Source organism: Pseudoalteromonas sp. MM1 (assembly GCF_030296835.1).
GTDB lineage: Bacteria > Pseudomonadota > Gammaproteobacteria > Enterobacterales > Alteromonadaceae > Pseudoalteromonas.
Map to the genome: position 1 here is coordinate 258,077 of NZ_AP027923.1, position 13,531 is coordinate 271,607.

Consider the following 13,531-nt stretch of genomic DNA (forward strand, 5'->3'; position numbering starts at 1 on the left):
AGGCGATTACTGTTTTTTAGCACTCGAAAATGAGCTACCCACCGAGGCTATAATCACCAATAAAATAGCTAACCATTGCCATAAGGTTAATAACTCGCCAAGTATTATAAAGCCTGCCAAGGCAGCAAATGCAGGCTCTAAACTTAGCATAATACTAAACCCTTGAGCGGGCATATTGCGCAGGGCAACCATTTCAAGTGTATAGGGCAATGCACTTGATAAAATAGCAATGCCAATGCCCAGCGGTATAACACTCCATGTAAACGCACTGCTTTGTAATATGCCGCCATAAGGTACAAGTACAATGGCTGCAACGGTCATACCCAAAGCGACCGTTGCGCCGCCCGAGCTTTGCGTGCCGGTTTTTTTGCCAAATAAAATATAGGCTGCCCAACAGGCACCGGCACCTAGCGCAAGTACTACGCCTATTGGGTCTAGGCTTTCTTGACTGCTCATATCGGGCAGTAACAGTAAAATACCCGCAATGGCACACGCCACCCAAAATAAGTCGCGCTTAGCGCGTGAGCTAAATAACGCCACAGCAAGTGGGCCGGTAAATTCAAGCGCAACACCAATCCCTAAAGGGATACGGTCAATGGCGTAATAAAATAAAATGTTCATTCCGCCTAGGCTTAAACCGTACACCACAATTGATAACCGATTACCTTTAGCTGGCAGGTGTTTCCACGGTTTAAATATTAAACATAATATAAGTGCAGAAAAGCCAAGCCTAAGTGCAGTGGTGCCTTCGGGGCCAACAACAGGAAATAACTGCTTAGCAAATGAGGCTCCAGATTGAATGGTGATCATTGCTAAAATTACGCACACAAGCGCGAGCAAAAAGTCTTTAGTGGATGATTGCATTGTTTTCCTTGGTAACAATCGCCGAGTTTTGCGCAGTGTATCTGTTTTTTATTGGCTAAGTAATAGCTTGTAAGGCATACAAATTAAATTTCGGAGGGAGTGACTAATATGTGCGATGAATTTGCGTAACTGCTTATGCATAACCAAATGCAAAAGCTGAGCGCCTTAAAATAAAAAAGCCAGCGAATAGCTCGCTGGCTTATCAACGTTTAGGTTGTTTTAATGTGTTTTGCTAGCACTTTTAACTAAGCCATCTAAAGAATATAGGCCACGTTTTTCATCATTTTTACGTTTTATCTCTTCAAGCGCACGCGCTTCTACTGCGTCAAATAATGCATTAATTAAACGGTTAAAGTGTTTATGCATTGCGGTACGTGCGGCGCTTGCGTCGTGTGTTTGCAGCGCATTATAAATAGCGGTGTGCTCATCCATTACGCAATCGTTATTGTTTTTACACACGCTGCCGTAATCAGCCACAATTTGGGAGTTGTTAAGGCGTAAATCCCACAAATTTGCCACCGCATACTCAAGGGCTTTGTTACGTGTAGCACGCGCTATTATTTCGTGAAACTCGCGGTCTGCTTGTTCTACATATAAGCCTTTTTCCATGGCTATTAGCGTTTGCTTTAATTGAGCTAGTTCTTCATCGGTGATTGATTGAGCGGCAAGTGCAGCTATTTCACCTTCAATGAGTGCGCGAGCTTGGGTTAGCTCAAAAGCGCTGATCTCTTTTGTTTTTACAGATGTTTCTTGTTGTTCTATTACATAAACGCCTGAGCCGGTTTTAACCTCTACGCGGCCTCGTACTTCTAATGCAATAATAGCTTCACGAATTGTTGGGCGGCTTACGTCAAACATGTCGGCAAGTTCTCGCTCTGGTGGTAAACGACTCCCAGCAGAAAACTCTCCTTGGTTTATCAAAGCTTCAACTTTATCAACAATGCGCCAAAATAAGCGACGGTTTCCCATATTCTACCTTTATTACCTTAAGGAATAGCGGCTAATAGGCTCAAATAGCCTAAACCTACTGTTATTAGCAGAGGTTACCCCAAAATTCACTATTATGTCAAAATTCTAAAGTGATGTAACGGTCATATAATATTATAAATGAGTGTTAACCTTTTTATGTTACCAATTTAGTATAAATTTTAATAATTGGCTAGCTTGATTGGTCATGTTTTTGTGTGCTAAGTTAACTTTGCTCTTTTATATAAAGGGTAGTTAGGGCACTTTGTTTGGCTTTACCAATAAAAATAAGTAAGCCGACAATTTTAAATCTGGCCCTAACCTTGATTGCCCACGGATGGGGGTCAACTTTAGTCCGCTGTAGCGCTATTATCATTAGGGTAAACTACCCCGAGCTGTTTTCTTGCGGTATCAAGTACGTTCATTACGTCGCGGGCAAGTTGATGTGTATTAACATCTGACTCTAGCTTTTGCGCGTTTATGGTTTGCATAAAGTGCGCAACTTCGTATTTCATAAAGTGCTCATCAAATTTATCAGAAATAACCTCAACCTCCCCGTTATTAGCAACAAACTCTATGTGTTTTAACTGCGACACGGCATGTATTCGTAAGCGTCCGCGCTCACCTTGTATTTCGGTTATGTTGTCGCCTTGAGAAATTTTAGAGTAGCTAATAACGGCTTGTTTATCATCGTAATTTAATAATACGTCGCCTGCGCCATCTACGCCTGTATCTAATAACACACCACTGGCACTCACGCGCTGTGGAGCCCCCCAAAGTGCTATAAGTATATAAAGCGGATAAACGCCTAAGTCGAGTAGAGCGCCATTGGCAAAGTCGGGTAAAAAGGTATTTGGGCGTTCGCCGTTTTTATATTTATCGTAACGTGATGAGTACTGACTGTATTGACCAATAAACTTACGGGGTTTGCCAATTTTACTAAGCGCATTTTTAAGCCGTGTAAAATTTGGCAAATGCGTGGTCATCATTGCTTCCATATAGAGGCGTTTATTAGCTTTAGCTGCAGTTAAAATAGCGTCTAGCTCTTGGCTGTTAGCGGCTGAAGGTTTTTCGCCTAATACATGCTTGCCTGCTTCAAGGCACATTACTGCATATTGTTTGTGTAGGCTATTTGGCGCTGCAATATACACCGCATCAACATGGGGGTTTTGGCATACCTGCTCAATTGAGGTGAAAATCTCTACATTAGTATTTGGGTGATTAGATAAAAAGGCTTCACCGCTCGATTGCTTGCGTGAGCACACACCATATAAATTAAATGCAGGTAGCGTATTTGCTGCGCTTAATAGGGTGTCACTTATAAAATTTGTACCGACAATAACAAAGTTCATGCCTGCTCCTTAGCTTAAATAATAAGAGCCGCTACTTTAACATTTTTTTTGCTCTGTATGCTTTAGGGCGTGTTGACCTTTGGTGGTTGAATTTACAGCAGTATGTTTTGTTTTTAGGCAAGGCAGAGCCTATGTAGTGTGGTTATTCCCCATAAAAAAGCGATAAAGCAGCATAAAGACCAAACATGCGCTGCCCTATGGGTTCTTTCTAGGGACGATTGACTCTTTGTTGCTCCATTTTTACTTAGCCCACTAGGTTACAAACCTCGCGCCGCGATTAAATCGCCCCTAGATTGAATAAATTTCAATCCACAAAGTTCGACACGCCCTAGGAGAACAGCCAAACCAGCGTTTAACACTTGCGCATAAGGTTGCTTGCTCCTGGTAACCTAAAAGCATTGAAATAGCGCTGATAGAGTATTGTTTTTGAAGCAAGTAATGGGCTGCTAGCGCGCGTCGAGTGGTGTCTTTGAGTTTTACAAAGCTGGTGTTATGTTTAGCCAACTCACGGTGCAAAGTACGCGGGTGCATATTAAGCGCCTCGGCAATAGTTTGGTTTGAACATTGGTAAATAGGCAGCATAGGCCTTATTAGTGCACTTACTTGGGCAGGTAATGACTGGCTATGTTCGTTGCGTTTGGCTAAAAAGTTAAAGGCTGCGTCGGTTTTATTAAGGTTGCTGTGGTTAAGCTTTATTGATAAGTCTGCTTTGTTTATTACAATGCCCGCACTGTTGCGGTGCTCTATTACTTTACAGCCAAAATAGGTTTGGTATGCGTGTGTATTAGCTGCCAGCTTTTGCGGTAAAAACACAGTGCTTGGCTTGCACTGATTATTACTTAATTTTTTAATTATGCTCATGGCTAAACCTAGCGTGAGCTCTATGGCTTGATTTATTTGTGGCAGGGGCCTTAGGTTAAATTCAAACGATAAAAATAAGCTCTCGTCATTATCTAATGAGTGCGTTGTTAAGCACAGTGCGGGGCTGTGTAAGTGTAAATATTTAACCACCCAGCTAAGCGCCTCTTCTAAATTAGTGCCACTTTTAGCGGCTATGGCTATGTGCCCTAAAATATCAAAGTTTTGTTTATTTGCTAGTTTAAGCCCAAAGCTTGGGCAATTAAGTGTGTGGCTGCAGTACTCTAATAAATTTGCATAGCTCAAATAGGGTAAATATTGGTTTTCAAGGTTATTAAAGTCGACATTGACCTTACAGGTTTCCATTACGCTTGCTGGGTCTGCGCCAAGCTCTTTAATTAACGAATCTATTGAATATAAAGAGGTGGCACGTATTGGGCTGCTCATACACTGGTGCTGTAAATTAAAGAGGATGTCTAAAAATATCAAGTTTTGTGACGTTAATCTATGCACTATAGTGCTTTAATTAGTGACGATTTAAAGGCACCTATGAGTAACCATACGTTTGATTATATTATTATTGGCGCTGGTAGTGCGGGGTGTGTGCTGGCAGCACGCTTATCAGAAGATGAGCAGATCAGTGTATGTTTAATAGAGTCTGGCGGTAGCGATAAGAGCGCTTTTATACAGATGCCGGCGGGTATCGCAGCAAGTGTGCCATATGGCATAAATAGTTGGCATTACAACACAGTACCGCAAAAGGCCCTTAATAACCGATGTGGCTTTGTGCCGCGTGGCAAAGTACTTGGCGGGTCTAGCTCTACTAATGCCATGGTTTATATACGCGGCAATAAATTCGATTACGATAACTGGGCAAAAAATGGTAACCCAGGCTGGGACTACAACAGTTTATTACCGTACTTTATAAAAGCCGAAAACAATAAAACGTTTAATAACGCGCTACATGGCACAAAAGGGCCTTTGCATGTGCAAGAGCTGACTAAGCCAAGTACGGTAAACACTTGCTTTTTAAAAGCGTGTATTGAGCAAGGAATACAGTTAAATGACGATATAAATGGCGCTGAGCAACATGGAGCGCGGCTTTCGCAGGTTACGCAACATAATGGTGAGCGCTGTAGTGCTGCAAAAGCGTATTTAACACCACACTTAAATAGGCCTAACCTTAGTGTGTTTACCCACAGCCACGTTAATAAAATTATAATCAAAAATAAGGTTGCCTACGGAGTAGAGCTTGAGCGCGACGGTAAAACCACCACTTTAATGGCCAAAAAGGAGGTGCTTTTAAGCGCCGGTGCAATTAACTCGCCGCAAGTGTTAATGCTGTCAGGAATTGGCCCTAAAGCGCATTTAGCAGCGCATAACATACCACAGGAACATGCACTGGAAGGAGTAGGGGCTAATTTACAAGATCACTTAACCGTGGTGCCTTTGTGTAAAGCAAATACAGCAAAAGGCACCTTTGGGATAAGTGTAAAAGGGGCTGCAAGTATTATTAAAGGGTGTGCGCAGTGGTTTAGTAAACGCTGTGGGGTATTAACCAGTAATTTTGCTGAGTCACATGCGTTTATTAATGTGTTGGATAATTCGCCCGCGCCAGATATTCAACTTGAGTTTGTAATCGGGCTGGTGGACGATCATAGCCGCAAGGTTCACCTTGGCCATGGCTATAGTATTCACAGTAGTATTATGCGCCCAAAAAGCCGAGGGACAATACGGCTTGCCAATAGCAACCCACGCAGTGCGCCGCTTATTGACCCTAATTATTTAAGCCACCCAGATGATCTATCGCTTATGCTTGCAGGGCTTAAAAAAGCGCTGCGTATTATGCAAAGCCCCGCCTTTGATAAAATTCGTGGCAACTTTGTTTACCCGCTCGATGTAAATAACGACGCCCAGCTTATTGAGTTTATTCGCCAAACAGCCGATACCGAATATCACCCTGTTGGCACCTGCAAAATGGGCACCGACAACATGGCGGTGGTTAATAACAAGCTACAAGTACACGGGGTAGGAAAGCTAAGGGTTATTGATGCCTCAATTATGCCAACCATAGTAACAGGTAATACAAATGCGCCTGTTATTGCTATTGCTGAAAAGGCCGCTGATTTAATTAAATTAAGCTATAAAACGGGGTTATAAAGTGTGGCTGTAAAAGTCAGTAAGCCACGCCTGCCAGTCATCTTCTAGTTTAAGCATTTGTTGGTGCTTTTTAGCGTTAAGGTGTTTGTTTTCATCTTCGGTGGCAATAAAAGGGCCTACCCGACAAAGCGAGCAGTGATCTTCACCTAAATACGCAGGCTTTGTAAGGTGAGCGCTTAGTTCGTTTGTGTGTAACGAGATTACTTTAGGACTAAACACATAAGTGATGCCGCTGGTGTCTTTTACATGTTTATCACGGTCTACATTTCTTATTTTGTAGCCATCAAATTGGTTTATATCAAAAGGCATTTGGCCCGTGTATTTAGCCTCAAGGCCAACACTTAAGCTGCCTTCAATATTCCACTCGCGGTAGGGCTTTACATCTTTTGAGGTGATGTAGCAAAGCATAGGCCCGCTTTTGTCGAGCGCATAATTGTTAGCATATTTAATAAATTGATGAAGTAACGCACGATTAAGTACGTTCATGCTGGTTTTTTGGGTGTTGCTTTCAAATGCTTCGCGCCCTACAAAGGCAGGTATAAGCGGAAACTGAAAAATAACTACATCAAAGCTGTGTTGGTGGGCGGCTAATTTTTGCCAACACGAAGGATTAGTTACATCAAAGCTATTAATAACCTCAACATTACATTTTTTTAAGCTATTGAGCGCATTATGTTGGTATTTTTGCTCTATGATTTTGGCGCTATCATAGGTAGATGCGACTAACTTTGCCGGTTTTATATGGTTAACCACCGCATGTGAGAACGATAGATCGCCATCGCCTACGGTGAGAATTCGCCAATTAGGATTTAAATACATAGCTTAATTAGGTGTGTGAGAGTTTTGATCTGAACTTTGCGTGTTTTGTGCTGTATTAGCACCATGCAAACGATGAAACGCAAGGCGTGTTTTGAGCCCTTCAATGGCTATTTGTTTTAAAATTAGATTAAAGGTAATTAAAATAGCAAACACAATATGAACAGGGCCATGTGTAAAACCTGCTTCGGGGTTATAAAGCGTAAGCCCAAACAGCATAAATAACACAACTAACAGTATTTCTATTAATTGATTTGAGTAAAAGCTGAGCCGGCCTTCATTTTTGTGATCTTTTTTAATGCTAATAGCGCAAAAAAACGGAATAACTTTAATTTTAAAAGCGGCGTTTTTTTCTACGTAGTTTTCGCCAAGCTCGTTGAGCTGCTGGCGTAGTGTATCAATCATGGTGCGTCCTTAAATAGCAGTGCGCGGATGTTACACTATTACGCCTAGTAGGTTAAGCAGCGCAAGGTTATTTTGGGTAAAGGCTCATACCAATGGTGAGTATGTGACACACAAATACCACCGAGGTAAGAATAAAGCGCATTTTTTGATAATCACGATGGTAGGTTTGCCATTGTGGTGTGGCTTTTTCAAATATAAGAACTAACCAAAAACTTGCCCCTAACCAGGCAAGCGCCCACTCCAGCGGAATAAACGATAAAAATGGTACGGGTATAACAGGCACAACCGCTTTAATTGCATCGCTGTAACTTTGCGTGCCAGCGCGCCATAAATTGCCCGCCATAAATGCCAATATGGCAATGCTGTAAAAAGTAAAAAACTCCAAATTAACGCTATTACTACCAAACATAAGCGGCCACGCTACACAGCCCAAAAAGGGCAGTAACCCCAAATAGCCTAGTTGAATATGATTAACAAATTTTTCCATTACAGCATGCCTTATATTTGTGTTTTTTTAAGCTCCGCTATTGTAGCAGTATTCTTAGCACTTACAGATAATAAATCGTGTACGAATAGAAGGGCGGGATAGTTCAATCCTAAAAATCGATTGTTTTAATCTAAACAATCAATTTTATTTAATTAATCAATGGGCTTATTGTATTAATCAAGCCAGCAGAGTTAGCTAACAAACCTAACTTTGCTTGGTAACTTAAATTATTACATTAAATATAAATGAGGAATACTATGAGCACTTCATTGATCAACACAAAAATTCAACCTTTTAACGCAACTGCATACCACAACGGTGACTTTGTAGAAGTGTCTGAAAAAGACGTACTAGGTAAGTGGTCTATCTTCTTCTTTTACCCTGCAGATTTCACATTTGTATGTCCTACAGAGCTTGGCGATGTTGCTGATTACTACGAGCAACTACAAGAAATGGGCGTAGAAGTTTACTCAGTATCAACTGATACTCATTTCACGCACAAAGCATGGCATGACACGTCAGACACTATTGGTAAAATTAAATTCCCAATGATTGGCGACCCAACTGGTCGTATTACTCGTAGCTTTGGCGTTATGATTGAAGAAGAAGGCCTTGCACTTCGTGGTACATTTGTAATGAACCCTGAGGGCGAAATTAAAGTAATCGAAACTCACGATTTAGGTATTGGCCGTAGCGCTAAAGAGTTAGTACGTAAAGTACAAGCTGCACAATACATTGCAACTCACGACGGTGAAGTTTGCCCTGCATCTTGGCAGCCAGGTGAAGACACACTTGCTCCTTCACTAGACCTAGTTGGTAAAATCTAAATACAGGTTTATCCACTGTTATAAGGGCAGGTAACTGCCCTTAAACCAACATCATTTCGTTTGTTGGTGCCTCCTATCTCAACTCGGACTCATTAGCACATGCATTAGTTGGCATGGGAGGCTTGCTGTTTAAATTTTCCTAAAAAGGGTTAAGCCATGTTAGATAACAACATCAAAAATCAATTAAAAAGCCATTTTGAATCGCTTACTCAACCTGTTGAGCTGCTTATTGCCTTGGATGACAGCAAAAAATCAGCAGAAGTAGAAAGCTTAGCAAACGATTTAGCCTCGCTAAGTGACAAGTTTACAGTAGTGAACAACCCAGATTCGAGCGCACGTCGTCCATCTATGGTTGTGCATTCACCTGAAAAAAATACCCACATTACGTTTGCTGGCGTACCTATGGGTCACGAATTTACAAGTTTAGTGTTAGCGCTTTTACATACTGGCGGGCACGCAAGTAAAGCTAAAAGTGAAGACATTGAGCAAATACAATCACTCAATCAAGAACTTAATTTTGAAGTATACATAAGCCTAAGTTGCCAAACATGCCCGCAAGTAGTGCAGGCACTAAATACAATGGCAGCAACAAACAGCAAAATTAAAGCAACCATGATTGACGGCGCACTCTTTCAAGACGAAGTAGAAGAGCGCAACATTTTAGCAGTACCGGCAGTTTACTTAAATGGAGAACCATTTAGCCAAGGTGCATTAAGCCTAACTGACATATTAAACAAAGTAGATAGTAAAGGTGCAGCACGCCAAGCTGCAGCACTTAGCGAAAAAGACGAGTTTGATGTATTAGTAGTAGGTGGCGGACCTGCGGGTGCCTCAGCCGCTATTTATTCTGCTCGTAAAGGGTTAAACACGGGTATAGTTGCCGATAGATTTGGTGGCCAAGTTGCCGATACGTTGGCTATCGAAAACTTTATTTCGATTAAAGCCACTGAAGGGCCAAAGCTTGTTGCTCAGCTTGAAGAACATGTTAAAGAATACAATGTAGATGTAATGCATAACCAACGCGCAGCAGGGCTTGGTCGCGGTAGTAATGGTTATGAAATTACCCTTGAGAACGGGGCTACTTTAAAAGCTAAATCGCTTGTTTTAGCAACCGGTGCACGCTGGCGTGAAATGAACGTACCCGGTGAGCAAGAGTACCGCGGTCATGGCGTAGCTTACTGCCCACACTGTGATGGCCCGCTATTTAAAGGTAAGCCTGTTGCCGTTATTGGTGGTGGTAACTCGGGTATAGAAGCGGCTATCGACTTAGCTAACATTGTAGAGCATGTAACGGTACTTGAGTTTGCTGACACGCTGCGCGCTGACGAAGTACTTATTCGTAAAGCGAATAGCTTAAGCAACATCACTATTATTAAAAATGCGCAAACCACTGAAGTAGTAGGCGATGGTAAAAAAGTAACCGGACTTAATTACACTGACCGTGTAACAGGTGAGGAAAAATCATTAGCACTTGCAGGTATTTTTGTACAAATAGGTTTGATCCCTAATACCGAATGGTTAAAAGAGAGCGACCTTACACTAAGCAAGTTTGGCGAGATAGAAATTGACGCTAAAGGCGCAACCTCATTACCGGGCGTTTACGGTGCGGGAGACGCGACAAATACGCCATTTAAGCAAATCATTATTGCAATGGGTAGTGGTGCAACAGCAAGCTTAGGGGCGTTTGATTACTTAATTCGCCATAGCGAGCAAAGCAACCAAGACCAAAATGCAGCTTAATAGGCAAACCTTCTCTTGATGTAACAGCAATAGGTACACCCAAAAGCTGTTTGTTAACCCAAGCCGCCCTCTCCAAAGGCGGCTTTTTTAATGCTTATAGCAATATACTTATTAATCGCAGCCGCCGGAATCCCCACCGCAATCATTATCAGAATGTGATTTATTACTAGCAAAAACTGAAGAGTCGCTGTATGTATAAGTTGAAGAGCCACGTGATGCTTTACCACTGATAAACGTAACTAATAACAATACGCCTGATACAATAACGATCGTTATTGATGAACCCCATTGCCCTGTAGAAATGCCTTTAAATATGGCAAAACACAGTACAATAAATAGTAATGTTCTTATTATATTTTTCATTTTATATCCTTACTAGTTAAAGCGAGTTTACTTTAGTTGTATGTTCTAAGGCGTTAGAAAGCGCTTTTTCTATGTGCGGAAGCTTAAATGGTTTAGAGACAAACATATCCATGCCTGCTTGCTGGCAAGCTAGTTTATCTTGCGAGGAAGTGTTGGCTGTAAGGGCTACAATGTAGGTGCTTTCTTTAGGGCAAATATGTTGCGATCTTAGTGTTTTAGTGGCTTCAAAACCATCTAAGATTGGCATAATGCAATCCATAAAAATAAGGTCGTAATGCTTTTGCTTGCACTTAAAAATAGCGTCTTGGCCATCGATGGCGCAGTCAGCTTTTACGTTTAACTTATCAAGAGAGGCATCAAGCACACGGCGGTTTATATCGTTGTCATCAACAATAAGCACACTAAGTGAGTGACTGTTTAGCTCAATTTTTGACTGGGTGTCGTCTATTATTTGCTCTTTACCAAGCTCTAGCGGAATATTAATATTGAACGTTGAGCCTTTTTGTAACTCACTCGTCACCGTTATTGTGCCACCCATGTATTCTATCAGCTCTTTTATAATTGCTAGGCCAAGCCCTGTGCCCCCTTTATTGTTTTTAGCGTCAACCTCTTGTGTAAACGGCGAAAATAAAGACTCTAAAAAGGCGGGGGTCATGCCTCGGCCAGTATCAGAAACTGTGATACCAAGAGATAACGCGTCGTTATTATTAATAAGCTGTGTTTTAAGTTTTACATGGCCTTGCTCGGTAAATTTTAATGCGTTACTTAATAAGTTAGAGGTAATTTGGCTCAGGCGTGTACTGTCGCAAAAGGCCCAGCAGCTATCATCAATCGTATTTTCTATGATTAGCTCAACATGGCTGTCTTTAAATAACGGGGTATATAAAGAGGCTAAATCACTAAATATAGTTTTAAGCAGTACATCGGTTGGTTCTAGTTTTAGCTCACCATGATTAATTTTAGAAAAATCGAGTACTTCGTTGATAATATTAAGTAAAATATCAGCGCTGCGTAGCGCTATTTTTATTTTCTCGTCTCGTTTCTCAGTATCTTTTTCATCTATAAGGGTGGTGAGCATGCCGGTTATACCATTTAGCGGTGTGCGTAACTCGTGGCTAATTTTAGCAAATAGCATACTTCTATCTTCTAACATATGCTCTGCTTCGGCTTTTTTCTTTTTAAGTTCTTCTCTAAGTAATATGGATTCGGTAATGTCTTGAAATGTACCAAATAATCTTATGCAATTACCTTCATGAAACTCAGCTTCTCCAAAGGTCGAAATCCAAATTTCTTGGTTTTGTGCAGTGACAACCTCAAGCTCTAAATCCCATTTTTCACCTTTGGTTTTGGCGTTTTCTACTGCTTGATTTATGGCGTCTCTGCTGGCGCCTTCTTTGTAAAACTCAATTGCATTATCAATGACGGGCAGGTAGTTGTCGGCGACTTGGTGGATACGTTTAGTTTGGGTGCTCCAATAAACTTTGTTTTCGATTAAATCGACCTCCCAAGTGCCGATATTAGCGATGTTTTCGAGCTTAGAAAGGGTATAGCTATTTTTTAAAAGTTGCTCTTTGGTGTCTATTTTTGCAAATTCAGAGCCTAGCCATTGAGCAAATAACTCAATGTAATCATAGGCTTCGTCACTAAATGCAGTTGACTCGTTAGGTGATGAAAAGTTAACAGTACCAAAGGTTTTGTCAGCTACTTTTATAGGCGCACCAATGTATGACTCAAGTTGAAAATTGATGTAGCAAGGGTGAGTTGCAATCGAGCTTTGTGAAGCTTTATGAAACGAAAGCGCCGAGCCTGCAGATAACGTATGGACACAATAGGTGCCATCTAGCTCAAATTGTGTACCGGGCAATAAGGCGTTATCGGGTGTTAGAGCATGCAATACTGTGTACGTATTGGCGTCTATTTTACTAATTATTGCTATATCAAGGCTGAACACTTCTAAGCCAAACGCGAGTAGGCTTTTAATTTTAGAATTAAAATCCAGTGTTTGGTCTGAAACTATATCGTGAAAACGCCTTAAAAAGTTCACCGCAATTACCTTAATTTTATTTTTATTTCTTTATATGTATCGACTGATTGGCACATTTATTTATACGTTTTTAACAGTTTATACTAACAGGTGTAAACTATTGAGTAATTTATAATTATTTCCCATAAATTGGCGTTAATGTAGCATTAATGCCATACAGGTGCAGGCCTTAGGGTTTTGCCCAGGGGAATTTACTAATTGTTATTCGGTTTTTACTTTGCTCACTAAGTTACAAACCTCACGCCGCGGCTAAATAGCCTAAGTAGAACGAATTTTATCCTGAATGGCCAGCAGACCCTAGTTTAATTGTCTAGCATAATTAGTATAAATAGCAAGATTTACCCCATTTAGTACGTTGAATTAGGCGTGTACTCTGGGTTTATATCGCCGCCTACTTCTTCTGGGTCTACATCGTTTATAAGCAACACTTCGCGCACAGCTTCAATATGATCAAGTACGGTTTGATAACGCTCGCCATACTCATATTTTGTTACCTCAATGGCCTGTGGCATATACGTAAATGCAATTTTTAATGCGTGTAATGCATCTGGGTTGATTTTTTCGCTCATAAATATCTCTCATTTATCAATGTATAGTGATGTGTTTTACAGCAGCTAAAAGAGCCTGCCTAGAAGCTATTCGCTTTTCT

At 41.1% G+C, this 13,531-nt stretch carries 13 protein-coding genes; 3 read left to right on the top strand and 10 right to left on the bottom strand.

The window, feature by feature from the left end; genetic code table 11:
- Nucleotides 1–6 precede the first annotated feature (6 nt).
- The 4 genes from QUE46_RS17820 to QUE46_RS17835 form a co-directional block, all read right to left on the bottom strand.
- Nucleotides 7–864: a DMT family transporter gene (locus QUE46_RS17820; protein ID WP_286249041.1), complete on the bottom strand. Its 858-nt coding sequence runs from the start codon at nucleotides 862–864 to the stop codon at nucleotides 7–9.
- A gap of 219 nt (nucleotides 865–1,083) precedes the next feature.
- Complete coding sequence (locus QUE46_RS17825; protein WP_004587131.1) at nucleotides 1,084–1,833, bottom strand: FadR/GntR family transcriptional regulator; 750 nt, start codon at nucleotides 1,831–1,833, stop codon at nucleotides 1,084–1,086.
- A gap of 347 nt (nucleotides 1,834–2,180) precedes the next feature.
- A complete protein-coding gene (locus tag QUE46_RS17830) occupies nucleotides 2,181–3,182 on the bottom strand; it encodes a Gfo/Idh/MocA family protein (RefSeq protein WP_286249046.1) in 1,002 nt (333 codons plus the stop codon).
- Nucleotides 3,183–3,470: 288 nt separating this feature from the next.
- On the bottom strand, nucleotides 3,471–4,487 hold the full coding sequence (locus QUE46_RS17835) for an AraC family transcriptional regulator (protein ID WP_286249048.1): 1,017 nt from the start codon (nucleotides 4,485–4,487) through the stop codon (nucleotides 3,471–3,473).
- Nucleotides 4,488–4,589: 102 nt separating this feature from the next.
- Here QUE46_RS17835 and QUE46_RS17840 point away from each other — a divergent pair, with 102 nt between their 5' ends.
- Nucleotides 4,590–6,200: a GMC family oxidoreductase gene (locus QUE46_RS17840; RefSeq protein WP_286249050.1), complete on the top strand. Its 1,611-nt coding sequence runs from the start codon at nucleotides 4,590–4,592 to the stop codon at nucleotides 6,198–6,200.
- On the opposite strand, the gene QUE46_RS17845 is transcribed toward QUE46_RS17840, so the two are convergent.
- The 3 genes from QUE46_RS17845 to QUE46_RS17855 all read right to left on the bottom strand — a co-directional run bounded on the left by QUE46_RS17845 (nucleotide 6,195) and on the right by QUE46_RS17855 (nucleotide 7,908).
- On the bottom strand, nucleotides 6,195–7,019 hold the full coding sequence (locus tag QUE46_RS17845) for a class I SAM-dependent methyltransferase (RefSeq protein WP_286249051.1): 825 nt from the start codon (nucleotides 7,017–7,019) through the stop codon (nucleotides 6,195–6,197). The two genes, QUE46_RS17840 and QUE46_RS17845, sit on opposite strands and share 6 nt — an antisense overlap.
- A 3-nt stretch (nucleotides 7,020–7,022) precedes the next feature.
- Nucleotides 7,023–7,421, bottom strand: a complete 399-nt coding sequence (locus QUE46_RS17850) for a hypothetical protein (protein WP_286249052.1) — start codon at nucleotides 7,419–7,421, stop codon at nucleotides 7,023–7,025.
- A gap of 67 nt (nucleotides 7,422–7,488) precedes the next feature.
- The gene (locus tag QUE46_RS17855) at nucleotides 7,489–7,908 is read right to left on the bottom strand and encodes a DUF3429 domain-containing protein (RefSeq protein ID WP_286249053.1); all 420 of its coding nucleotides are present in this window, start codon (nucleotides 7,906–7,908) and stop codon (nucleotides 7,489–7,491) included.
- 257 nt (nucleotides 7,909–8,165) lie between these two features.
- Here QUE46_RS17855 and ahpC point away from each other — a divergent pair, with 257 nt between their 5' ends.
- Together ahpC and ahpF are read left to right on the top strand one after the other, a co-directional pair.
- Nucleotides 8,166–8,735: an alkyl hydroperoxide reductase subunit C gene (gene ahpC, locus QUE46_RS17860; protein ID WP_286249054.1), complete on the top strand. Its 570-nt coding sequence runs from the start codon at nucleotides 8,166–8,168 to the stop codon at nucleotides 8,733–8,735.
- A gap of 156 nt (nucleotides 8,736–8,891) precedes the next feature.
- Nucleotides 8,892–10,475, top strand: coding sequence for an alkyl hydroperoxide reductase subunit F (gene ahpF, locus QUE46_RS17865; protein WP_286249055.1), 1,584 nt, complete (start codon nucleotides 8,892–8,894; stop codon nucleotides 10,473–10,475).
- A 111-nt stretch (nucleotides 10,476–10,586) separates the two neighbouring features.
- Here the strand turns inward: ahpF and QUE46_RS17870 are convergent, their stop codons facing one another.
- The 3 genes from QUE46_RS17870 to QUE46_RS17880 all read right to left on the bottom strand — a co-directional run bounded on the left by QUE46_RS17870 (nucleotide 10,587) and on the right by QUE46_RS17880 (nucleotide 13,451).
- The gene (locus QUE46_RS17870; RefSeq protein WP_286249056.1) at nucleotides 10,587–10,838 is read right to left on the bottom strand and encodes a hypothetical protein; all 252 of its coding nucleotides are present in this window, start codon (nucleotides 10,836–10,838) and stop codon (nucleotides 10,587–10,589) included.
- Between the two features lie 16 nt (nucleotides 10,839–10,854).
- Nucleotides 10,855–12,882, bottom strand: coding sequence for an ATP-binding protein (locus QUE46_RS17875; RefSeq protein ID WP_286249058.1), 2,028 nt, complete (start codon nucleotides 12,880–12,882; stop codon nucleotides 10,855–10,857).
- Nucleotides 12,883–13,229: 347 nt separating this feature from the next.
- Nucleotides 13,230–13,451 carry a penicillin-binding protein gene (locus tag QUE46_RS17880; protein WP_286249060.1) on the bottom strand — a complete coding sequence of 74 codons (222 nt, stop codon included), beginning with the start codon at nucleotides 13,449–13,451 and terminating at the stop codon, nucleotides 13,230–13,232.
- Nucleotides 13,452–13,531 lie beyond the last annotated feature (80 nt).

What these genes read in the sequence shown, in the direction of transcription:
- QUE46_RS17850 (WP_286249052.1), bottom strand. Translation starts at nt 7,421, where the DNA reads ATGATTGATACACTACGCCAGCAGCTCAACGAGCTTGGCGAAAACTAC.
- QUE46_RS17880 (WP_286249060.1), bottom strand. Translation starts at nt 13,451, where the DNA reads ATGAGCGAAAAAATCAACCCAGATGCATTACACGCATTAAAAATTGCA.
- QUE46_RS17830 (WP_286249046.1), bottom strand. Translation starts at nt 3,182, where the DNA reads ATGAACTTTGTTATTGTCGGTACAAATTTTATAAGTGACACCCTATTA.
- QUE46_RS17825 (WP_004587131.1), bottom strand. Translation starts at nt 1,833, where the DNA reads ATGGGAAACCGTCGCTTATTTTGGCGCATTGTTGATAAAGTTGAAGCT.
- QUE46_RS17835 (WP_286249048.1), bottom strand. Translation starts at nt 4,487, where the DNA reads ATGAGCAGCCCAATACGTGCCACCTCTTTATATTCAATAGATTCGTTA.
- ahpF (WP_286249055.1), top strand. Translation starts at nt 8,892, where the DNA reads ATGTTAGATAACAACATCAAAAATCAATTAAAAAGCCATTTTGAATCG.
- QUE46_RS17855 (WP_286249053.1), bottom strand. Translation starts at nt 7,908, where the DNA reads ATGGAAAAATTTGTTAATCATATTCAACTAGGCTATTTGGGGTTACTG.
- QUE46_RS17845 (WP_286249051.1), bottom strand. Translation starts at nt 7,019, where the DNA reads ATGTATTTAAATCCTAATTGGCGAATTCTCACCGTAGGCGATGGCGAT.
- QUE46_RS17870 (WP_286249056.1), bottom strand. Translation starts at nt 10,838, where the DNA reads ATGAAAAATATAATAAGAACATTACTATTTATTGTACTGTGTTTTGCC.
- ahpC (WP_286249054.1), top strand. Translation starts at nt 8,166, where the DNA reads ATGAGCACTTCATTGATCAACACAAAAATTCAACCTTTTAACGCAACT.
- QUE46_RS17820 (WP_286249041.1), bottom strand. Translation starts at nt 864, where the DNA reads ATGCAATCATCCACTAAAGACTTTTTGCTCGCGCTTGTGTGCGTAATT.
- QUE46_RS17840 (WP_286249050.1), top strand. Translation starts at nt 4,590, where the DNA reads ATGAGTAACCATACGTTTGATTATATTATTATTGGCGCTGGTAGTGCG.